Genomic DNA, 21,526 nt, shown 5'->3' with positions numbered 1-21,526 from the left:
ACAACCGTTATTGCGCGCTGGCGGCCCGTAAGCGCTGGCCAAGCTTGGGTCCGAACACATTGACCAGCAACCCGAGCATCACCAGCAGCGCCCCCCACCCCTGCACCGCCGTGAGCCGCTCCCCCAGCAACCAGGCGGACGAACTCAAGCCGATTACCGGCACCAGCAACGAGAACGGCGCAACTTTGCCCGCCGGGTGCCGCGACAGCAGGGTGCTCCACAGGCTGTAGCCGAGCATGGTGGCTACGAACGCCAGGTAAGCCAGCGCCAGCACCGAGCTCCAGCCGATATTGGCCAACGCATGGCCGATGCGTTCCGGCCCTTCCAGCCACCACGACAAGGCCAGGAACGGCAGCGGCGGGATCAGCCCGCCCCATATCACCAGCGCAACCAGGTCGACCGAGCCAAAACGCCTTGTGATGATGTTGCCCATGCCCCACATGGCGCCTGCACACAGGGTAAGCAGTAGCGCCACCATTGGCACGTGGCCACTGTCCTCGCTGCCGATCAACGCCAGCCCGCTGGCTGCCACCAGCAAACCCAGCAGGCTTGCCAGGCGCAAGCGCTCCCCTAGAAACAGCGCGGCAAAGCCAAGGGTGAAGAAAGCCTGGGACTGCAACACCAGTGACGCCAGGCCTGGCGGCATGCCGCTGTACATGGCCTGGAACAGGAAAGCGAACTGGCCCAGGGAGATCGTGGCGCCATAGGCGATCAGCCAGCCCCATGGCAGGTTAGGCCGTTTGACCAGCAGGATCGCCGGGAACGCAACCAGCAGAAAGCGCAGCGCCCCCAACAACATCGGCGGCAGACCATCAAGGCCTACCTTGATGACCACGAAATTGACTCCCCAGGCGACGATCACCACCAGGGCGATCAGCAGGTCCTTGAGCGGCATTGCAGCTTCCTTCTTCAGGCGTACTAGACATATTTGGTTACAGCATAAAGCCATTTGCCCAGCCTGGACCGGCACAGTTAGGCTTCGGCCTTACGCAACAGTACAGATAATCGGCATCCGGCCTGGGCATTCACCCCGCCGCGAAGTCCCTGTAACGTTGCCCTGCGCGAGCAGTTGAAGCCCTGGAAGGCCGTTGCGTTACCCTAATAGTCAAGCGCCACTTTTCGTTGAATCAGGCCAAACCATGACCGATATCGCAGGGCAAAACGTGTGGGCTACCGCATCCAAAGTGGTACCGAATGCCGTTTGCCCTACGACCGCCTGATCATGGCCTGTGGCAGCGTACTCAACCGACCGGACATGGTCGGGATCGAACATATGTTCGACGTCGACAAGATCGACAGCGCCGCACGTCTTGAGACCCACCTCAAATCCCTGGCCAGCCTGCCCGACACCCCGGCACGCAATACCGTGGTGGTTGCGGGGGGCGGCTTCACCGGCATCGAGACTGCGACCGAGCTGCCATCGCGCTTGCGCAACATCCTTGGCGAGCAGGCACGGCTGCGTGTGGTGGTGGTCGACCGCGGCGTGAAGATCGGTGCAGCCCTGGGTGACGGCATTCGCCCCGCCATCGAACAGGCGTGCGAGTCACTGGGTATCGAATGCCTCGACCTGGGAGCCTGGGGTGCGGTGTACACCGAAGGCTGGGAGCGCAAGGTTTCGCCGCCGACAGACAAGGCCGAAGCCAAGGTGCTGAAATTGCAGATCAACTCGATCTGGATCTACCCGCCGGCAGCCGAGGACCGCCAGGCCGCACTGGCAGCGGCAGACCCGACCATCCCAGTGGCCTGAGCCGGCACACAGGGCCCAGGCTTGGGCCCTTTTCCTTCAGCCGCGCAGCGCCGCCTCGATGGCGGCCACATCGATCTTGCCCATGCCCATCATCGCCTCGAAGGCCCGCTTTGCTGCCGCCCTGTCCGGGTTGCCAATGGCCTCGATCAGCACCCTTGGGCAGACCTGCCAGGATATCCCCCACTTGTCCTTGCACCAGCCGCAGACGCTCTCTTGCCCACCATTGCTGACGATGGCGTGCCACAGTCGATCGGTCTCGGCCTGGTCCTCAGTGCTGACCTGGAACGAGAACGCCTCTGAGTGGCTGAATGCCTTGCCGCCATTGAGCCCCACGCAAGGGATGCCCATGACGGTGAACTCGACCGTGATCACATCACCCGCCTTGCCTGAGGGGTAGTCGCTCGGTGCCTGGTGCACCGCGATCACCTCACTGTCGGGAAACGTACTGGCGTAGAAGTGCGCAGCGTCCTGCGCGTCGTGATCGAACCACAGGCAAATCGTGTTCTTGGCAGTCATGGCATGGCTCCATGGATAGGCCGGAAACGTTCAGTGTAGCCCTTGGGCACCCTTGGGCACGGCACGACGATGGGCAGAGCGCACGCTTGAACGCAGCGCGTCAAGCGCAAGGATTGCCGATCTCCGGGCAAATCAGAAACGCCCTACACGTAGCGGAGAATTATCCAGCCTTTGCGCGCTTCACTTATCCATTCGGCAAGCACGATCATCCTCAAAGCGGGCTATTACCGACTTTTCAGGGAGATTCAGGTTTGTCGGACTTCCAAGCAAAGCTGCAGCACCTTAGCGCCGAACAGGTCGAGGCGCTGTACAGCGAATACATCAGCGGTGAAAAGATTGCACACCTGCTCGAGCGCTACGCCATCGACGTAGCACCCAGCAGCCTGATCAAGGCCTTTCCACCCCTTCCCTGCGCCGCCCTGCGTTGCCCCTACTGCAAAACCAGCCTGTTCGAGCGGCGCAAAAGCCGCACGGCGTCCAGCTGCCACGACAACATGGCATTCTGCAAAACCTGCGACCACCGCCATTACTTCCCCGGGCCTACGAAGTGGCGCCGTGTTTGCGCGTGCCAGCCATGCCTGGCGGCGCGTCAGCAAGCCAGGCTGGAGCTGCAAGCACAGCAGCGCCAACGCATCAGGGAACACTGGTCACTGGCCAGACGCCAGCCGATACCTCTGCGCAGCCTTTCGATAACCCGCAAGCTGCAACTGTTGGCGCTGCTCGAGGTGCGGATGGACAAACAACACGAGCGGCTGCTTCCGGCCGAGCACCCCACTGGCGAGGAACATGTCAGCCCTTCGAAGGCCATGGATGCAAGCCTGCTGCAGGCTTTGCAAGAGGACCTGATTCTGCTGGTCGACCCGGATTCCCCACCGGCATCGTTCAGCAATGACCCAACACCCAAGGCGTGGCGTGACAAAGTGTACTGGGTGGTGAATGTAAGCCTGCACGGGCACCAACGTGCGGGCCTGATGCCGTTGCGTCGCGTGCTGCTTGACCTGTTGGGCGTAGGCCCCCGCCCCGAATGGCGCGAACAGCTTAGCGAGGCAATCACGGCCCTATCGATTGAACATGTGTGTGCCTGCATCGCCTCGCGCTGTGCAGCGCATGGCCTGCCTTTCGAACCCCGGGAAAAGGCCACGCAGGTTGCCGCGCAATTGCTCGGTATGCTGCCGGTGGCGTCTGCCCTGTCGCTGGTCGACGACGCGGTGCACAGCGCGCTTACCTACATAGCGCGCAGCCATGTCACGCCGCATCACGCCAGCAGCACCATTCCTGCCAACATGCTGGCGGCGGCTGAGCGGGCCGTGAGGGAGCAGTGGCAGTTCGGCCCGTGCAGCTACGCCAGCAGCGCAGCGCGTAGCGCTTATAGCCGCGTGCTGTTCGATGTGCTGCTGCGACAGGACGACCACGGCCTGCGGCGCAGGATTGCCGAGTACATCGTGGAGCTCCCCCGTCGTGGCACATGACGGCAGCCACTTCAAGGCTGTTGCCAGGCACATGACGCCCCGCGAATAGGCCGCTTGCGACACGCAAAGCAGCCTGTTCGCCGCGAGGGCTCTAGCTCGCCTTTTGCAACATCCTGCAGACAATTCCCACACCCAGCAGTGAACCTGCCTTCAAAAATGAGGTCTTTCGCTGACGGTCAATTCACCGACCGGTTCGCCGGCCCAACTGACGCGCAAACGTCACCGGGCCTATTTTTCCTGATGCAGCGAAGACCCAACATGCCTGAATCCCGCCCAGCCTCCCTCGCCCTCCCTGCCCTGCGCGGCAGCTTGATCGCCGCCCTTGTGGCGCTTGCCGCCCCCGCGCATGCCCAAGAGCCGGCCAGCGATGCGCGCTGGGTCAGCGACAGCCTGAGCACCTATGTACGCAGCGGCCCTACCGACGGGCACCGCATCGTCGGCACACTCAAATCCGGACAGAAGCTGACCCTGATCGGCACCCAAGGCAACTACAGCCAGGTGCGCGGGCAGAACGGTGACCTGGTGTGGATCCTCTCCAGCGACCTGCAATCGGTCCCGGGCCAAGGCGAGCGTTTGCCTGAACTTGACGCACAAGTGGCGCAGTTGTCCGAGCAACTGAAAACCATCGACGACAGCTGGAAGAACCGCGTGCAGGGCATGCAGGAAACCCTCGACTCGCGCAAGAAACTGGCCGACGAACTGCAAGCACGCAACCAGGCATTGAACGAACAGCTCGATCAGGCCCAGTCGAACCTACGCGACGCGCAGGCGCGCCTGGGCGATGAGAACAAGCAAGTCATGATGCGCTACATGGTCTACGGCGGCAGCATTGCCGGCGCGGGCCTGCTGGCGGGGCTGATCCTGCCGGCGCTGACCCGCGGCCGCAAGAAGAACGACCGCTGGTTCTGAAGCCTGCCCGACCAGGCACCGGGTTGGCAGTACCGGCCTGATCGCCAGCGAGCCGGCTCTCACAGGCCCAGAATGCGGATCCTGTTGAGCGGCTTGCCAGCGGGCCAGGCCAACCTGGTCTGCCTGCTATTTGTTGCGTGCCTTGTTGTAGATGGTCTTGGCCTGGTCGGCTGAGGACTGGCACTTGGTCATGTCACCGGCATCGCGGGCATCTTTGGCATTTTGCATATGCACCTTGAAGTCATGGGCCATGCCACCGTGCATTGCCTGACCACTGGCCTTGTGCATGTCTTCCAGTTCCTTGATCTTCGCATCGCAATTGCTGGCGGGATCGGCATGGGCGGCAAAACTCAGCACAGAAGCAATCACCAGAACTGTCATGGATTTCATGGAGCGTTCTCCTCGGAAATCGGAAAGGTCATCGAGAGGCATTGGCTCGACGCAGCACATAGCATAGTCGGCCAAGCGCACTGACGCTTGGGCTCGGCCCTGCGGTCGCAGCCCTGTGCCGGCCGCCAGCTACTGGCGCAACCGCTCCAGCGCCTGCAGCACGTACCCCGTCGCCCGCTCGACCTCGCCTTCCCGGCAGGCAATCCCCAGTTGCCGCCACAACCCTGGGCGCAGCGGCCGGCGCGCAATGCGCCGGTCCAGTTCGGCCATCTCGCCTTCCTGGGGCAGCAAGGTAGCGCCATAACCGGCCCCCACCAGGCTCTTGATCGCGTCGTTGTAGTTCAACTCGATCCGCGGCTCAGGATACAGCCCGGCGGCAGCGAACCACTCTGCGGTCACCCGCGAAAGCTGGGTGCTGCTGTCATTGAGAATCAGCGCTCGCTGCCCCAGCCAGGCCGGGGTGACCCGGGCAGGCGGCTGCCAGTCTGCCGGCACGTAGGCCAGGATCGGGTCGCGCCGCCAGGCGGTGACCTTGATGCCCTTGCTCGCTACCTGCGGCAAGGCCACCAGGCCGATATCCAGGGCGCCTTCGCGCAGGCGCACCAGCGAAGCCTGGGAGGTCAGGACCTGCACCTGCACATCGATACCGGGATGTGCCACCCGCAGGTGCTCCAATGCCTGCGGTAACAGGTGGGCAATGGCGCCGGTCGAGGCGCCCAGGCGCACCCGTCCTGCCAGCCCTTCGACCTGGCGCCGCACTTCATCCAGAGCAAGATCGGCATCGGCCAACAGCCGGCGGGCGCGTACCAGCAGGGTTTCGCCAATGGCGGTGGGGCGTACCTGGTTACGGTTGCGGGTCAACAGCGGCGCTCCTACCCGCGCCTCGAGTTCGGCCACGTGCAGGCTGATGGTAGGCGGCGCCAGGTTGAGCTGGCGCGCGGCCTCGGCGAAAGACCCCAGGTCGGTGATGACCACAAGGGTGCGGAGGCGATCGAGGCTGATTTCACGCATGGGCTGGGCCGCTTAAGAATGACATTAGTTCAGAAAATATGAAGGTCTGCATCATGATATTCAAATTTTCTTTACCACGGCGACAGGCGAGCATAGGCCACCTTTCTTGTGACCGGACCCGACCATGCGTACCCCAATTGTCTTCATCGACGGCGACCAAGGCACCACCGGCCTGCAGATCCATGCCCGCCTGCAAGGGCGCACCGATGTGCAACTGCTGACCCTGCCCGAGGCAGAACGCAAGCACCCACAACGGCGCAGCGACGCCATCAACAGCGCCGACATCGCCCTGCTCTGCCTACCCGACGACGCTGCGCGCGAGGCCGTGTCGGCCATCCGCAACCCAGCGCTGCGGGTGATCGATGCAAGCTCCGCGCATCGCACCACCCCCGGCTGGGTCTACGGGCTGCCTGAACTGGACGAGCGGCAGGCCGAGCGCATTGCCCTGGCCAAGCGGGTCAGCAACCCCGGCTGCTACCCCACTGGCGCCATCGCCCTGCTGCGCCCGCTGGTGCAGGCCGGCCTGTTGCCCGCCGACTACCCGCTGAGCATCCATGCCATCTCCGGCTATTCCGGCGGTGGCCGTGCGGCGGTCGAGCGCCATGAGCAGCCCGGGGCTCAGCGCGCACCGACGTTGCAGATGTACGGCCTGGAGCTTGCGCACAAGCACGTGCCGGAAATCCAGCTGCACGCCGGCCTGGCAGCCCGGCCGGTGTTCTTGCCTGGCTACGCGGCCTATCGCCAGGGCATCGTTTTAAGCATCCCGCTGCAGTTGCGCCTGTTGCCAGGGCAGATCCGCGCCGAGCACTTGCAGGCATGCCTTGAACAGCACTACCAGGGCGCACGCCATGTGACCGTCGCCCCCCTGCACCAGCAGGGGCCGGCCTCACCGCTGGACCCTGAGGCATTGAACGACAGCAACGATTTGCGCCTGAGCGTGTACGCCAACCCCGAACACGGCCAGGTACTGCTCACGGCAGTGTTCGACAACCTGGGCAAGGGCGCCTCGGGTGCGGCGGTGCAAAACCTCGAGCTGATGCTTGCCGCGCTGCAGGCCCAAGGCTGACAGGTAAAAAAAGGGGTAGACTGTGCGTCCCGCATCAACCGGTGCGGGGCGATTCAACAGCCGCCGGAGCCCGTCCACCGATGTTCATTCTGAGCCGCCTTGACAGCGTGCCGCCCGAATCTTTCCAGAATCAGATCCGTGACCTAGTGATCCACCATGTCGGTGAACTGAGCAGCGTCGCCATTCGTGCCGACAATCCGTTGTACCCGCTGTACCAGTACGGCGTCGGCATGGAGGTGCATCAGTACCTGCAGGCCATGGACGGCACTCGCGGCCTGGCCGTGCAGCTGACCCTGGCGCTGGACGCCGAAGCCCCCGACCAGATGCTCGGTTTCGCCCTGACGTTGCCGGCCCAGGACACTCCGCAGGCCTGTGCACTGGCCTTTCTCGCCGTTGTGCCCGGGCATCGCCGCCACGGTATCGGCAGCGCCTTGCTGGCCGATGTGCAGGCGCGCTTTGCCAGCGTCGAACTGAACGCGTTTGCCAACCAGGTGCCTTGGTTCGAAGCGCGGGGCATGCAGGTGGTAGCCGCCAGCGGGCCGCAAGTGTTGATGAGCAGCACCGGCCAGGCCAGCGGCGCGCTGATCGGCCGGCTTGATATCGCGCCGATTTACCAGGCCACTGAAGTGCACCAGATTCACACCTACCTGCTCAATCAGCAGGGTGAAGATGCGATGATCGAAGCCGAGCAACAGCGCGATGAGTGGTTGGATGAGCTGACTGAACAGGCTCGCGCCTGTGTGAGGCAACGCAAGACAGTGCATTGACCCCCGGGCCTCGTTGCAGGCCCCAAGAACAGCCTGAACCAGCACTTGAGCTTGGCCTGGCTCACCGGATTGTCCCCCCGCCCCCGCACCGCTCCCCTCTCCGCGCACTGCGCGCCGCTCGCCTGCCCAACAAGACATGGGCCGATACCCTGGCAACGAGGCCATGGCCGGCCTATCTGGCGAGCGGCCATTTGCGTCAAAAGCCAGAGCCTGGCCCTTCGCCCGGAATACTATCGCCCCATTGATTCCGGCGGTTTGACCACATTTTCCTGACAGATCCGTCAATAAATGACGGATTTACCAGCAGATGACGTTAGATTGAATGCCTGGTCAATAATGATGGCAATGTGGCACTATTCTGAAAAACAAGAATCAGAGGTGAGTCCCATCACTATATTGCAGCACATTAGGAGCATGGCACCGTCGGTGAGCGGGGTTTGCCCATGGTCTTGATTGCGCACCACCCTCAAGGAACATTCCATGCAGTTACGGAATATGAAGATCGGCATTCGCGCTGCCAGCGTATTTGCCCTGTTGGGCGCCCTGGTCCTGTTCATGGGCCTTATCGCCCTCTATGAAACCCGGCAGATGGACGCGGCTACGGACGAAATCCGCGTCACCTGGATGCCTGCCGTGGTCGCCCTCGGTGACGTCAGCACCAACCTTGGCCGCGCCCGTGCTATCACCATGCGCGCTGCGCTGGATGACAACCCCACTGAGCGCATGCGCAACATCGAGTTGTTCAAAGGTATCAATGACCAGCTCGACAAGGGCCTGAAAGAGTATGAGGCCACCATCGTCGCCGCCGATGACCGTGCCCTGTTCAACGCACTGATCGCGGCCCATCAACAGTATTTCGACCTGCAGGCACAGGTACTCAAAGACATCGCTGCCGGCCGGATGGCCGAGGCCAGGCAACAGATCAGCGGCCCACTCACGCAGTATGCCGATAACATGATGAAAGCCCTGTCGGCGTTGACCACCTACAACAGCAGCGGCGCCGAACAGGCCTCCCAGCGCAGCAGCGACGTGGCCGACGAAGCCTTTGCGGCCATTATCGGTTCATTGCTGGTGATCATGATTGCCTTGGTAGCCATTGCCACCGTGCTCACCCGTAGCATCGTCGTGCCGTTGGCAGATGCCGTGGCCGTGGCCGAACGTGTGGCCACGGGCGACCTGACGCGGGAAATCACGGTTACCGGTCGCGATGAGCCAGCCTTGCTGCTGCGCGCCCTGAGCCGTATGCAGGCCAGCCTGCGCGACACCATTCGCAAGATTGCGGCCTCGTCGGACCAGCTGGCCTCGGCCTCGGAAGAGCTGCACACGGTTACCGAAGATACCAGCCGTGGCCTGCACCAACAGAGCGCGGAGATCGACCAGGCGGCCACGGCCGTCAATCAGATGACTGCCGCCGTGGAAGAAGTGGCGAACAACGCGGTGAGCACTGCCGATGCGTCCCAGGGCGCCGACCGCAGCACGCGCGATGGCCGCGATCAGGTCAACCAGGCGCTGGCCTCGATCCAGCACCTGGTCGATGACGTGACCGGCACCTCTGCCGAAATCGAGCAGTTGGCCAGCAATGCCAACGAGATCAGCCGCGTGCTCGATGTGATTGGCTCGATTGCCGGGCAGACCAACCTGCTGGCCCTCAACGCTGCCATCGAAGCCGCCCGCGCCGGTGAGGCGGGCCGTGGTTTTGCCGTGGTCGCCGATGAAGTGCGCGCCCTGGCCCACCGCACCCAGCAGTCCACCGCCGAAATCGAACAGATGATTGCCGGGATTCAGAACGGTACCGAGCGGGCGGTCACGGCCATGCACAGCAGCCAGGGGCGTGCCACCGGTACGCTGGAAGTGGCACAAGGTGCCGGGCAGGCGCTGGAAGTGATTGCCGAGGCGATCGCGTCGATCAACCAGCGCAACCTGGTGATCGCCAGTGCTTCGGAAGAACAGGCACAAGTGGCGCGGGAAGTGGACCGCAACCTGGTCAACATCCGCGACCTGGCGATGCAGACATCGGCGGGCGCCAACCAGACCAGCGCGGCGGCACAAGACTTGTCGCGGTTGGCGGTGGACCTGAATGGCATGGTGGCGCAGTTCAAGGTTTGATCGGACAGAGCCGGGGCCGCGGTGCGGCCCATCGCCGGCAAGCCAGCTCCCACCCCAACCACGCAGTTCTTCAGACCTGCTCTGTACTTGTGGCAGCAACCGTCTTGCCCAATCTCTAAAAGACGGTGCAATTCATGTGGGAGCCGAGCTTGCCGGCGATGGGCCGCAAAGCGGCCCCAAATGCTCGCGGGTCCCGTCGAGCGCGCTCAGGCGATTACAGCTCCGTTATGGGGGCTGCTGCGCAGCCCCTGTTACAGCAACCGCAATCTCTCAGTCGTTGACACTCACAACCCGCCCCGCCTGCTCGGCAGCCTTGCCGCGCGTGGCCAGGCAGTAGTACAGCGGCACCGTCACGATCAGGCCGAACAGCCAGGACAGATCCGCGCCCTCGACGATGTTCGAATAGGGCCCTACATACAGCGATGTGTTGGCAAACGGCAACTGCACCAGAATCCCGCACGCATAGGCAATGATCGCGTGGGGGTTGAAGCGCCCGTAAATCCCGCCATCGGCGCGGAAGATCGAGGCAATGTCGTACTCGCCTTTCTTGATCAGGTAAAAGTCGATCAGGTTGATCGAAGCCCACGGCACCAGCACCAGCAACAGCGCCAGGATCAGCCCGATGAAGTGACCGATGAAGTCTGCCGAGGCATTCAGGGCGACCATCCCGCACGCTGCCAGAATCACCGCAGCCAGCATTACCCGCACCTTGATGCTAGGCGTCCATTGGGCGAAGAACGTCTGGATGGCCGTGACGATCGACAGCACCGCGCCGTACAGGTTGAGCGCGTTGTGGCTGATGATATTGAGCAGGAACAGCACCATCAGGATCGGGCCCAGCCAGCCGGTGGCCTGCTTGACCGCGTCCATCGCGTCGGTGCCTTGGGGCACGCACAGCACTGCCACTGCACCGAAGCTGAAGCACAGTATAGTGCCCAGGGTGGCGCCGAAATACGTCGCCCAGAACGGCTTGGCGATACCGACCTCTTTGGGCAGGTAGCGCGAGTAGTCGGAAGTGTACGGCGAGAAACTGATCTGCCAGATGGTGCCCAGCGAGACGGTGGCGATGAAGCCGGACAGGTTGAACGCGCCCCGGCTGAAGAAGTCGGCCGGCAACTCTTGGGTAAACATCATGATGAAACCGGCCAGCAACGCCGACCCCATCACCCAGGTGCCGATGCGGTTGAGGCTATGAATGAAGCGGTAGCCGATGACACCGATCGCCGTGGCGCTCAGCGCACCGATGACGATCGCCGTAGGCATCGGCACGCTCGGCGCAATGCCGTGGATCGACTTGCCTGCCAATACGATGTTGGAAATGAAGAAGCCAACATAGATCAATGCCGTGAAGAACACGATCAGCAGGGCACCATAACGCCCGAACTGGCCGCGGCTCTGCACCATCTGTGGAATGCCCAGCTGCGGTCCCTGCGCAGAGGCCAGGGCGATGACCACACCCCCGATCAGGTGGCCCAACACGATGGCGATCAGGCCCCACAACAGGTTCAGGTGGAACACCTGGACCACCATGGCGCCGGTGACGATGGGCAGTGGCGCGATGTTGGTACTGAACCAGAGGGTGAACAGGTCGCGGGCCTTCCCGTGGCGCTCGGCAGGTGGAACGTAATCGACCGTGTGATTCTCGACAAACTGGTGTTGCGATGACGGTTGGGACATGGTTTTCAGCTCGAAAGGTCGTTTTTATCTTTGTAAGGAAACCGCGTCTAGGCGGCCTCTCAGCTGCGGACCATATTATGGTATTCCAAACTTTTGACAACACTGATTCGGTTTAAAAAAGCCCGACTGATCCGGTTCAGCACTCTCGGCCAGGCCTTCATGCTTTGAGCAAAGCCCCATTTCATGCGGCTTTTAGCCATTCATCGTGTTTTACCCAGCCCTGAAAATTCCGCTTGCAAAACGAGTATTACGGTATACCATCAGACACATCAACGATAAAAAGCGGCTCACCGCTACCCCCTTTCGAGGTACACGCCATGATCGACGCAACCGTCTATAAGAACGTCTTGGGCTCCTTCCCCTCAGGCGTCACCGTCATCACCACACTGGACGACGACGGCTCGATCGTCGGCCTGACCGCCAGCGCCTTTTCCTCCCTGTCGATGGACCCGCCGCTGGTGCTGTTCTGCCCCAACTACAGTTCCGATTCCTACCCGGTATTGATCAAGAACAAGCGCTTTGCCATTCACCTGCTCTCTGGCGAACAGCAAGCTGAAGCCTACGCCTTCGCCAAAAAAGGCAAGGACAAGGCTGCGGGCATCGAGTGGACCCTGAGCGAACTGGGCAACCCGGTGCTGGCAGGGGCCACTGCGGTGATCGAATGCGAGTTGTGGCGTGAATATGAAGGTGGCGACCACGCGATCATGGTCGGCAAGGTGCACAACCTGATCGTTCCCGAGCAGGCACCACGGCCCATGGTCTACTGCCGCGGCAAAATGGCCAGCCTGCCCGCCTTCGCCTGAGGCGCCTGACGTTATTACTGACGCCTGGCACGCCAGGCGAGACTTTCAAGCTGCGAGGAATGCCCCATGAAATTTTCGTTGTTCGTACACATGGAACGTTGGGATGAACAGGTCAGCCACCGCCAGCTGTTCGAGGACCTCACCGAACTGACCCTGATGGCCGAAAACGGCGGTTTCAGCACCGTATGGATCGGCGAACACCACGCCATGGAATACACCATTTCGCCCAGCCCGATGCCGCTGCTGGCCTACCTGGCCGCGCGCACCGAGAAGATCCGTCTGGGCGCCGGCACCATCATTGCGCCGTTCTGGAACCCGATCCGCGTGGCCGGCGAGTGCGCCCTGCTCGACGTGATCAGCAACGGTCGCATGGAAGTGGGCCTGGCCCGCGGCGCCTACCAGTTCGAGTTCGACCGCATGGCCAATGGCATGCCGGCCACCGACGGCGGCAAGGCCCTGCGCGAAATGGTGCCGGCGGTACGCAAACTGTGGGAAGGCGACTACGCCCATGAAGGCGAGGTCTACAATTTCCCGACCTCCACCAGCGTGCCCAAGCCGGTGCAGCATGGCATGCCGCCGATGTGGATCGCTGCGCGCGACCCGGACTCACACAACTTTGCGGTGAAAAACGGTTGCAACGTGATGGTCACCCCGTTGATGAAGGGTGATGAAGAAGTACTGGACCTGAAAAACAAGTTCCAGGCTGCGCTGGACAACAACCCCGAGGTACCCCGCCCGCAACTGATGGTGCTGCGCCACACCCACGTGCACAGCCCGTCGGAGCCCGAGGGCTGGAAAGTCGGCGCCCAGGCCATCTCGCGCTTCTACCGCACCTTCGATGCCTGGTTTGGCAACAAGACGGTCCCGGTCAACGGCTTCCTGGAGCCGAGCCCGGAGTCGAAGTTCGCCGAGGTGCCGGCCTTCGCGTTGGAGAACATCCGCAAGAACACCATGATCGGTACGCCGGAAGAAATCATCGCGCGCATCAAGTACTACCAGGAACTGGGCGTCGACGAGTTCAGCTTCTGGTGCGACAACAGCCTGCCCCACGCCGAGAAGAAGAAATCGCTCGAGCTGTTTATCAAGGAAGTGGTGCCGGCGTTCGCCTGAATTCCCCTTACCTGAAAGCGTTGCTGGAACAGCCCGCTCCCCGGAGGCCGCCAAGGCCCTCGGGCGTGGGCGTTTTTTTTAGCTGCAAGCTACAAGCTTCAAGCTTCAAGTAACAGCGTACGTGCTCGGCCGTGAGCTCGGCGCTTGCAGCTTGCGGCTTGCGGCTTGCGGCCGCCTTTCGTCTCCTGCTTGGAGAAATTTTCAGCGGGCTCTTGCACAACAAATATTATGGTATACCATCAGACAACAAGAGCTGATAACCCTCACCAGGAGCCCCTCATGAGTTTCGAAATCCGCAAGATCGTCACCTACTCCGAAGAGACCCGCATCGAAGGCGGCAAGGCCACCGACAAGCCGGTGACCATGGTCGGCCTGGCCGTGGTGATCAAGAACCCATGGGCCGGCCGCGGCTTCGTTGAAGACCTCAAGCCAGAAATCCGCGCCAACTGCTCCGAGCTGGGTGCGCTGATGGTCGAGCGCCTCACCGCTGCCATTGGCGGTGCCGACAAGATCGAAGCCTACGGTAAAGCTGCCGTGGTCGGCGCCGATGGCGAGATCGAACACGCTTCGGCGGTGATCCACACCCTGCGCTTCGGCAACCACTACCGCGAAGCCGTACAAGCCAAGAGCTACCTGAGCTTCACCAACAAGCGCGGCGGCCCGGGCACCTCGATCCAGATCCCGATGATGCAGAAAGACGACGAAGGCCTGCGCTCGCACTACATCACCCTGGAAATGCAGATCGAAGACGCCCCGCGTGCCGACGAAATCGTCGTGGTACTGGGCGCTGCCGACGGCGGCCGCCTGCACCCGCGCATCGGTAACCGTTACATCGACCTGGAAGAACTGGCTGCCGAAAAAGCCAACGCTCAATAACAACAACCAAGACGGGCCGGGGCGTGGCGTGCTTACCCGCCGCGCCCGACCTTCAAGGAGCGCCCTCCATGATTCAGCCTGTCGCTGAACGTACACCGGCCGGGACCAGTTACCTGGCCCAAGGCCAGGGCCAACCCGTGGTGCTGATCCACGGCGTGGGCCTGAACAAGGAAATGTGGGGCGGGCAGTTCGTGGGCCTGGCCAACGACTACCGCGTCATTGCCTACGACATGCTCGGCCATGGCCAGAGCGCACTGCCTGCCGCCGATACCGGCCTGGAAGGCTACGCCGACCAGCTGGCAGAACTGCTCGACCATCTGCAGATCGCCCAGGCGACCGTGATCGGCTTCTCCATGGGTGGCCTGGTCGCACGCGCCTTTGCCCTGAACTACCCGCAGCGTTTGTCCGCGCTGGTGGTGCTCAACAGCGTGTTCAACCGCAGCCCGGAACAGAGCGCCGGGGTCATCGCGCGCGCAGCCCAGGCTGCCCAGCAAGGCCCCGACGCCAACGTCGACGCCGCGCTCGACCGCTGGTTCAGCCGGGAGTACAAGGCAGCCAACCCGGCGCAGGTCGCCGCGATTCGCCAGGTGCTGGCGAGCAACGACCCGCAGGGCTATCACACCACTTACTCGCTGTTCGCCACCCAGGACATGTACCGCGCCGCTGATCTGGGCAGCATCCAGGTACCGACACTGATCGCCACCGGCGAACTCGACACGGGCTCCACCCCGGCCATGACCCGCCAGCTCGCTGCCAGCATTCCTGGCGCGCAAAGTGTGGTCCTCGCCGAGCAACGGCATATGATGCCGGTGGAGGCCCCCCGAGAAGTCAACAAGATGCTGCTGGATTTCCTCAGCCAGGCCCGCACCCTCACCGAATCCGCCAAGGGGATTGTTGCATGACCCTCGTTCGTTTCCAGATGTGCATCGACGGCCAATGGCTCGATGCCCAGAGCGGCAAGACCTTCGATAGCCTCAACCCGGCCACCGCCCAGGCCTGGGCTCAACTGCCCGACGCCGATGAAGCCGATGTGGAGCTGGCCGTTCAGGCTGCCCAGCGTGCGTTCGACAGCAAAGCCTGGCGCAGCATCACCGCCACCGCGCGGGGCAAGCTGCTGCGCAGGCTGGGTGACCTGATCGCCGACAACAAAGAACACCTGGCTCAGCTGGAAAGCCGTGACAACGGCAAGCTGATCCGCGAAACCCGGGGCCAGGTCGGCTACCTGCCAGAGTTCTTCCACTACACCGCGGGCCTCGCCGACAAGCTCGAAGGCGGCACCCTGCCGCTGGACAAGCCGGACCTGTTCGCCTACACCGTGCACGAGCCGATCGGCGTGGTGGCCGGGATCATCCCGTGGAACAGCCCCCTGTACCTCACCGCGATCAAACTGGCGCCCGCCCTGGCCGCCGGCAACACCATCGTGCTCAAGCCTTCCGAGCATGCCTCGGCGACCATCCTCGAGCTGGCGCGCCTGGCTCTGGAAGCGGGCTTCCCTGCCGGCGTAGTCAATGTGGTCACCGGCTACGGCCCCAGCACCGGCGCGGCACTGACGCGCCACCCGCTGGTACGCAAGATCGCCTTCACCGGCGGCGCCGCCACCGCACGCCACGTGGTGCGCAGCAGTGCCGAGAACTTCGCCAAGCTGTCGCTTGAGCTGGGCGGCAAGTCGCCGAACATCATTTTCGCCGACGCCGACCTGGACAGTGCCATCAACGGCGCAGTGGCCGGCATCTACGCGGCCTCCGGGCAAAGCTGCGTGGCAGGTTCGCGCCTGCTGGTGCAGGACGAGATCTTCGACGAATTCGTCGCCCGCCTGATCGAACGGGCCAAGCGCATCCGCATCGGCAACCCCCAAGACGACGCCAGCGAAATGGGCCCGATGGCCACTGCCCAGCAGCTGGCCGTGGTCGAAAGCCTGGTTGCTGCGGCCAAGGCCGAAGGCGCCACGCTGCACATGGGCGGCAAACGTGCCGACGTCGAGGGCGAAGGCTGGTTCTACGAACCGACCCTGTTCGAGTGCGACAGCAACTCGATGACCATCATGCAGGAAGAAGTGTTCGGCCCGGTCGCCGCGGTCATCCGCTTCAAGACCGAGGAAGAGGCCCTTGCCATCGCCAACGACTCGCAGTTCGGCCTCGCTGCCGGCATCTGGACGCGCGACCTGGGCCGCGCCCACCGCCTGGCCCGTGACGTGCGTTCGGGGATCATCTGGGTCAATACGTACCGCGCCGTGTCGGCCATGGCGCCGATCGGCGGTTTCAAGAACAGCGGCTACGGCCGTGAAAGCGGCATCGATTCGGTGCTGGCCTATACCGAGCTGAAGACCGTGTGGATCAACCTGTCCACCGCGCCGATGCCCGACCCGTTTGTGATGCGCTAAGAGGTAATACACGATGATCGAACCAGGCATCTACAAAGACGTGATGGGCTCCTTCCCGTCAGGGGTCACGGTGGTCACCACGCTGGACGCCGACGGCGGCATTGTCGGCATCACCGCCAGCGCATTCAGTGCGCTGTCGATCGACCCGGCGCTGGTGCTGTTCTGCCCCAACTACGCCTCTGACACTTACCCGATCCTGCGCGACAGCAAGCAGTTCGCGATCCACCTGCTGTCCGCCGAGCAGACTGCCGAGGCTTACGCCTTCGCCGGCAAGGGCAAGGACAAGGCCAAAGGCATCGAGTGGCACCTGAGCGAGCTGGGCAACCCGTTGCTGAGCAAGGCCACGGCGATCATCGAGTGCGAGTTGTGGCGCGAGTATGACGGCGGCGATCACGCGATCATCGTCGGCGCGGTGAAGAACCTGGTGCTGCCCGCCGACCCGGTGACCCCGATGGTCTACCACAAAGGCAAACTGGGCGCCCTGCCCCCGCTGGGCTGATGCCCTCGGGGCCGCAAAGCGGCTCCGACAGTTCTTTTTTCAGGGGCCGCGCGACCCTCTCACCCTTGGTTGCGGCCCCTCTTTTGATTCGGAGCCAGACGATGAGCAACGAAAAGTATGAAAAAGGCTTGCAGATCCGTACCCAGGTGCTGGGCGAGGACTACGTGAACCGCTCGATCCAGAACGCCGACGACTTCACCAAGCCTTTGCAGGAGCTGGTTACCGAGTACTGCTGGGGCCACGTCTGGGGCCGCGATGGCTTGTCGCTCAAAGAGCGCAGCATGATAAACTTGGCCATGATTTCCGCGCTCAACCGGCCCCACGAGCTCAAGCTCCATATTCGCGGCGCCTTGCGTAATGGCCTGAGCCGTGAACAGATTCGCGAGATCCTGCTCCAGGTCGGCATTTATTGCGGCGTGCCCGCGGCGGTGGACAGTTTCCGCCTGGCCCGCGAAGCGTTCGCCGAAGCCGATGCGGAGTCAACCCGTTAACAACGGGCTGTTCGAACCACTGCAGGGAGCACCTCGGTTCGGGGTGTTCCGCGATGTTGGCGAAACAGCCTCATAAAGAGCGCACCTGATGAAACGCCAGCCACTCGACGACAGCTTCAAGGTCAACCGCAACCCCGTAACACTGCGTGAAATCGTGCTCGACAAGCTGCGCGGCGCGATCATGAATTTCCACCTGCTCCCCGGCGATCGCCTGGTCGAGCGCGACCTCTGCGACCGCCTTGGTGTCAGCCGTACCTCGGTGCGTGAAGCCCTGCGACACCTGGAGTCCGAAGGCCTGGTGGAATTCGCCGATGCCAAGGGGCCACGCGTGGCCATCATCACCCTGGAAGACGCCCGCGATATCTACGAGCTGCGCTGTGTACTCGAAGGCCTGATCGTGCAGCTGTTCACCCTCAATGCCAAAGCCAAGGACATCCGGGCCCTGGAACGGGCGCTGGAGGTCAACCGCGAGGCACTCGAGGAAGGCGAGCTGCAGCAGGTGCTGGACTCGGTCCAAGGCTTCTACGAGGTGCTGCTCGAAGGCTCCGGCAACCAGGTCGCAGCGCAGCAGCTGCGCCAGTTGCAGGCGCGCATCAGCTACCTGCGCGCCACCTCGGTGTCGCAGCAGAACCGCCGCGGCGCCAGCAACCTTGAAATGGAAAAGATCGTCGACGCCATCAAGAGTGGCGACCCGCTGGTGGCCCACCAGGCCTCGGTCGACCATGTGCGCGCCGCCGCCAAGGTGGCCCTGGACTACCTGCGCCAGAAGCAGGACGACAACACCAAGGTGCGCGACATGGTCGAGCCTCTGGCCCTCAAGGAACCCCGTATAGAACCCCGCATAGGCCGCTGACCATGCCCAACGCCCCGCGCTACTGCCCGCACTGCACCACAGAACTGGCCCGGGGCGTTCCCCATGGCGACACCCATGAGCGCCTGCACTGTACCGGGTGCGGCTATGTCCACTACATCAACCCGAAGATCATCGCCGGCTGCATCATCGAACGCGATGGCAAGTACCTGCTGTGCCAGCGGGCGATCCCGCCGCGCCCCGGCACCTGGACGCTGCCGGCCGGGTTCATGGAAGCGGGCGAAACCACCGAGCAGGCAGCGCTGCGTGAGGTGTGGGAAGAAAGCGGCGTGCGTGCCGAAATCGTCTCACCCTACTCGATCTTCAGCGTGCCGACAATCAGCGAGGTGTACATCATCTTTCGCGCGATCGCCACCGAGGAGACCGGCCAGTACGGGCCAGAAACGCTGGCCTACACGTTCTTCGAACCCGACCAGATCCCTTGGGACGAGATCTACTATCCGGCGATACGGCAGATTCTCGAGCGTTACATCCTCGAGCGGCAGGCTGGGGTGTACGGGATCTACATGGGCAATGACGACACCGGCAAGGTGCACTTCATTCGTTGACCCTGCTGCGGCTGATCACCGGCATGCAGCATAAAGCCCTCGCCAATCGGTTATGCTCGGTGCACCCTTGGCATCCCCGGCAAAAGGATGGGCGGAGCACACATGGCTAAATGGCTGGACGGCGGCGGGCTGATGGCCGAGCGCATTCGCAATCACGACTGGACCACGACCTCCCTGGGCCCGATCGAGGGATGGCCTGACGTACTCAAGACCACCGTGGCCCTGTGCCTGGCCTCGCGCTTTCCTCAGGCGATTCTCTGGGGCCCCGACCTGCTTACCCTGCACAACGACGCGTTCTTGCCAATCCTTGGCAAAAAACCCGGTGCGCTGGGCAAGCCGTTTCGCGAAGTGTGGCAAGAAGCCTGGGCAGACATCTCGGCCATGGCCGAACGCGCCCTGGGCGGCGAAGCCGTCTATATCGAAGACTTCCCGCTGACCATCGACCGCAACGGCGGCCCGGAGCGTGCTTACTTCACCTTCTGCTACAGCCCCATTCGTGACCAGAACGGCGAAGTGGTGGGCATGCTCGACACGGTCACCGAGACGACCAGCAGTGTGGTCACCAACCAGCGGCTGGCATTTCTTGACGACCTGGGGCGGGCCGTGGCGAATGCCACGGATCCGGACCGGGTAATGGCCATCACCACCGGCATGCTGGTGGAGCACCTGCAGCTGTCCAGTTGCGCCTATGCCGTGATGGATGCCGACCAAGATGGCTTCACGATCTGCGGCGACGCTGTCGCCCCGGGTTCCCCACGGCTGCTGGGCCAATACCGCCTGGCTGACTTCGGCCGCCTGGCCGTCAGCCAACTGCGCAACGGCCTGCCGCTGGTGATCAACGACAACCTGAACGAGTTGGCCAGTGACGAAGCTGCCACCTTCCAGGCCATCGGCATTACCGCCACCATCTGCATGCCATTGGTCAAGGACGGCCGACTCACCGCGCTGATGGCCATCCACGATAAAATGCCACGGCAGTGGACGGGCTACGAACAGGCGCTGATCGGGGAAGTGACAGAGCGTTGCTGGGCGCATATCCAGCGGGTCCAGTCCCACGCCGAAGTGCGGGAGGCGCTGGCTGCGCTCGAATCGCTCAACGCCACCCTGGAGCACCGCGTCGAAGAACGCACTACCCAACTGCTGCATACCGAGGCCGTGCTCCGCCAGGCCCAGAAGCTCGAAGCCATCGGCCAGTTGACCGGTGGCGTCGCCCATGACTTCAACAACCTGCTCACCATCATCCGCTCGTCGCTGCACTTTCTGCAGCGCCCCAACCTCGAGCAAAGCCGCCGCGAACGCTACCTCAAGACCATGGCCGACACTGTCGACCGCGGCGCCAAGCTGACAGGCCAGTTGCTGGCCTTTGCCCGCCGTCAGGCATTGAGCCCCCAGCTATTCGAAGCCGGGGCGCGCCTGCAGGCGATGGCCGACATGCTCGACACCGCCACGGGGGCGCGGATCCAGGTAGCACTGGAGTTGCCGCCGACGCCATGCCACATCCGCGCCGACCTCAGCCAACTGGAAACCGCGGTGATCAACCTGATGCTCAATGGCCGTGATGCCATGGCCGGCGAAGGCACCTTGCATTTGCGCCTGCTGCCCAACCAACGCATGCCTGGCCTGCGCGACCAGCAGGCACACGACGGGCCGTTCGCCGCCATCTCAGTGGTGGACAGCGGTGCTGGCATCCCGGATGAACTGCTCGAGCGCATCTTCGACCCGTTCTTCACCACCAAGGCACCCGGGGAAGGCACGGGGCTCGGGCTATCGCAGGTGTTCGGTTTTGCCAAGCAATCCGGGGGGGATGTGGAGGTTGCCAGCGTCCCGGGCCAGGGGACGACCTTTACCCTGTACCTGCCGCAAGAGGAACCGCCTGCCGAGCACGCCGATAGGGCCGCCGAGTTCAGCGCCCCTCAGGTGAACGGCGCGCGGCGGCGGATACTGGTGGTGGAAGACAACCCCGATCTGGGCAATTTCACCGCGCAGATCCTCGAAGACCACGGGTACCGAATCTGCTGGGTGAACTCAGCGGAACACGCCCTGGTGGAGCTGGCAGGGCCGGCAGGCGACTTCGATGCGGTATTTTCCGATGTGGTCATGCCCGGTATGGGCGGCCTGGCCCTGGCCCGCGAGCTACGCCGCCAGCGTCCGCAATTGCCGGTGATCCTCACCTCCGGCTACAGCGACGCGATTGCTGAAGGCGGCCACGAGGGGTTCACCTTTCTGGCAAAGCCGTACTCGGTCGAGCAAGTATGCCAGTTGCTTGGCAAGGTGCTGGCGCCTTGAAGGC

Annotated in this window: 20 protein-coding genes and 1 pseudogene; 16 read left to right on the top strand and 5 right to left on the bottom strand. The window is 63.2% G+C overall.

Annotated features, from left to right (window positions below):
* Positions 1-7: 7 nt before the first annotated feature.
* A complete protein-coding gene (locus ABRP30_RS11350; protein ID WP_267823346.1) occupies positions 8-895 on the bottom strand; it encodes an EamA family transporter in 888 nt (295 codons plus the stop codon).
* A 261-nt stretch (positions 896-1,156) separates the two neighbouring features.
* Between ABRP30_RS11350 and ABRP30_RS11345 the strand changes: the two are divergent.
* A pseudogene (locus ABRP30_RS11345) lies at positions 1,157-1,747 on the top strand (FAD-dependent oxidoreductase); the annotation flags it as partial.
* A 36-nt stretch (positions 1,748-1,783) separates the two neighbouring features.
* On the opposite strand, the gene ABRP30_RS11340 reads toward ABRP30_RS11345, so the two are convergent.
* On the bottom strand, positions 1,784-2,263 hold the full coding sequence (locus ABRP30_RS11340) for a VOC family protein (RefSeq protein WP_267823344.1): 480 nt from the start codon (positions 2,261-2,263) through the stop codon (positions 1,784-1,786).
* Positions 2,264-2,514: 251 nt separating this feature from the next.
* Between ABRP30_RS11340 and ABRP30_RS11335 the strand changes: the two genes are divergently transcribed.
* Both ABRP30_RS11335 and ABRP30_RS11330 read left to right on the top strand, forming a co-directional pair.
* Positions 2,515-3,732: a hypothetical protein gene (locus ABRP30_RS11335; protein ID WP_267823342.1), complete on the top strand. Its 1,218-nt coding sequence runs from the start codon at positions 2,515-2,517 to the stop codon at positions 3,730-3,732.
* Positions 3,733-3,990: 258 nt separating this feature from the next.
* On the top strand, positions 3,991-4,641 hold the full coding sequence (locus ABRP30_RS11330; RefSeq protein ID WP_349974252.1) for a TIGR04211 family SH3 domain-containing protein: 651 nt from the start codon (positions 3,991-3,993) through the stop codon (positions 4,639-4,641).
* A gap of 126 nt (positions 4,642-4,767) precedes the next feature.
* On the opposite strand, the gene ABRP30_RS11325 is transcribed toward ABRP30_RS11330, so the two are convergent.
* Positions 4,768-5,031, bottom strand: coding sequence for a hypothetical protein (locus ABRP30_RS11325; protein ID WP_241805815.1), 264 nt, complete (start codon positions 5,029-5,031; stop codon positions 4,768-4,770).
* Between the two features lie 129 nt (positions 5,032-5,160).
* On the bottom strand, positions 5,161-6,042 hold the full coding sequence (locus tag ABRP30_RS11320; protein WP_349974253.1) for a LysR family transcriptional regulator: 882 nt from the start codon (positions 6,040-6,042) through the stop codon (positions 5,161-5,163).
* A gap of 124 nt (positions 6,043-6,166) precedes the next feature.
* On the opposite strand from ABRP30_RS11320, the gene argC reads away from it, so the two are divergent.
* The 3 genes from argC (at position 6,167) to ABRP30_RS11305 (ending at position 9,981) form a co-directional block, all read left to right on the top strand.
* Complete coding sequence (gene argC, locus ABRP30_RS11315) at positions 6,167-7,108, top strand: N-acetyl-gamma-glutamyl-phosphate reductase (protein WP_349974254.1); 942 nt, start codon at positions 6,167-6,169, stop codon at positions 7,106-7,108.
* Between the two features lie 80 nt (positions 7,109-7,188).
* Positions 7,189-7,875 carry a GNAT family N-acetyltransferase gene (locus ABRP30_RS11310; RefSeq protein WP_349974255.1) on the top strand — a complete coding sequence of 229 codons (687 nt, stop codon included), beginning with the start codon at positions 7,189-7,191 and terminating at the stop codon, positions 7,873-7,875.
* 480 nt (positions 7,876-8,355) lie between these two features.
* Positions 8,356-9,981, top strand: coding sequence for a methyl-accepting chemotaxis protein (locus tag ABRP30_RS11305; RefSeq protein ID WP_349974256.1), 1,626 nt, complete (start codon positions 8,356-8,358; stop codon positions 9,979-9,981).
* 270 nt (positions 9,982-10,251) lie between these two features.
* On the opposite strand, the gene ABRP30_RS11300 is transcribed toward ABRP30_RS11305, so the two are convergent.
* Positions 10,252-11,658, bottom strand: a complete 1,407-nt coding sequence (locus ABRP30_RS11300) for a cytosine permease (protein ID WP_349974257.1) — start codon at positions 11,656-11,658, stop codon at positions 10,252-10,254.
* Between the two features lie 317 nt (positions 11,659-11,975).
* Here ABRP30_RS11300 and ABRP30_RS11295 point away from each other — a divergent pair, with 317 nt between their 5' ends.
* From ABRP30_RS11295 to ABRP30_RS11250, 10 genes are all read left to right on the top strand, one after another.
* Positions 11,976-12,461: a flavin reductase family protein gene (locus tag ABRP30_RS11295; protein WP_012314149.1), complete on the top strand. Its 486-nt coding sequence runs from the start codon at positions 11,976-11,978 to the stop codon at positions 12,459-12,461.
* Positions 12,462-12,527: 66 nt separating this feature from the next.
* On the top strand, positions 12,528-13,571 hold the full coding sequence (locus ABRP30_RS11290) for an LLM class flavin-dependent oxidoreductase (protein WP_241805821.1): 1,044 nt from the start codon (positions 12,528-12,530) through the stop codon (positions 13,569-13,571).
* 279 nt (positions 13,572-13,850) lie between these two features.
* Positions 13,851-14,447: an amino acid synthesis family protein gene (locus ABRP30_RS11285; protein WP_003256068.1), complete on the top strand. Its 597-nt coding sequence runs from the start codon at positions 13,851-13,853 to the stop codon at positions 14,445-14,447.
* Between the two features lie 68 nt (positions 14,448-14,515).
* Complete coding sequence (locus ABRP30_RS11280) at positions 14,516-15,349, top strand: alpha/beta fold hydrolase (protein ID WP_241805822.1); 834 nt, start codon at positions 14,516-14,518, stop codon at positions 15,347-15,349.
* Positions 15,346-16,827 (top strand): aldehyde dehydrogenase, encoded by a 1,482-nt coding sequence (locus ABRP30_RS11275; protein WP_349974259.1) that lies wholly within the window; start codon positions 15,346-15,348, stop codon positions 16,825-16,827. Before ABRP30_RS11280 ends, ABRP30_RS11275 begins: the two co-directional genes overlap by 4 nt.
* Positions 16,828-16,840: 13 nt before the next feature.
* The gene (locus tag ABRP30_RS11270) at positions 16,841-17,326 is read left to right on the top strand and encodes a flavin reductase family protein (RefSeq protein ID WP_267823299.1); all 486 of its coding nucleotides are present in this window, start codon (positions 16,841-16,843) and stop codon (positions 17,324-17,326) included.
* 101 nt (positions 17,327-17,427) lie between these two features.
* The gene (locus ABRP30_RS11265) at positions 17,428-17,817 is read left to right on the top strand and encodes a carboxymuconolactone decarboxylase family protein (protein WP_012314144.1); all 390 of its coding nucleotides are present in this window, start codon (positions 17,428-17,430) and stop codon (positions 17,815-17,817) included.
* An 88-nt stretch (positions 17,818-17,905) separates the two neighbouring features.
* On the top strand, positions 17,906-18,670 hold the full coding sequence (locus ABRP30_RS11260; RefSeq protein ID WP_012314143.1) for a GntR family transcriptional regulator: 765 nt from the start codon (positions 17,906-17,908) through the stop codon (positions 18,668-18,670).
* Between the two features lie 2 nt (positions 18,671-18,672).
* Positions 18,673-19,236, top strand: a complete 564-nt coding sequence (locus ABRP30_RS11255) for an NUDIX hydrolase (protein ID WP_241805825.1) — start codon at positions 18,673-18,675, stop codon at positions 19,234-19,236.
* A gap of 102 nt (positions 19,237-19,338) precedes the next feature.
* On the top strand, positions 19,339-21,522 hold the full coding sequence (locus tag ABRP30_RS11250; RefSeq protein ID WP_349974261.1) for an ATP-binding protein: 2,184 nt from the start codon (positions 19,339-19,341) through the stop codon (positions 21,520-21,522).
* The last annotated feature ends 4 nt before the right edge of the window (positions 21,523-21,526 follow it).

Origin of the sequence: Pseudomonas sp. WHRI 8519, from assembly GCF_040224055.2 — a bacterium.
Lineage (GTDB): Bacteria > Pseudomonadota > Gammaproteobacteria > Pseudomonadales > Pseudomonadaceae > Aquipseudomonas > Aquipseudomonas putida_X.
This window is presented reverse-complemented; position numbering and strand designations above follow the sequence as displayed.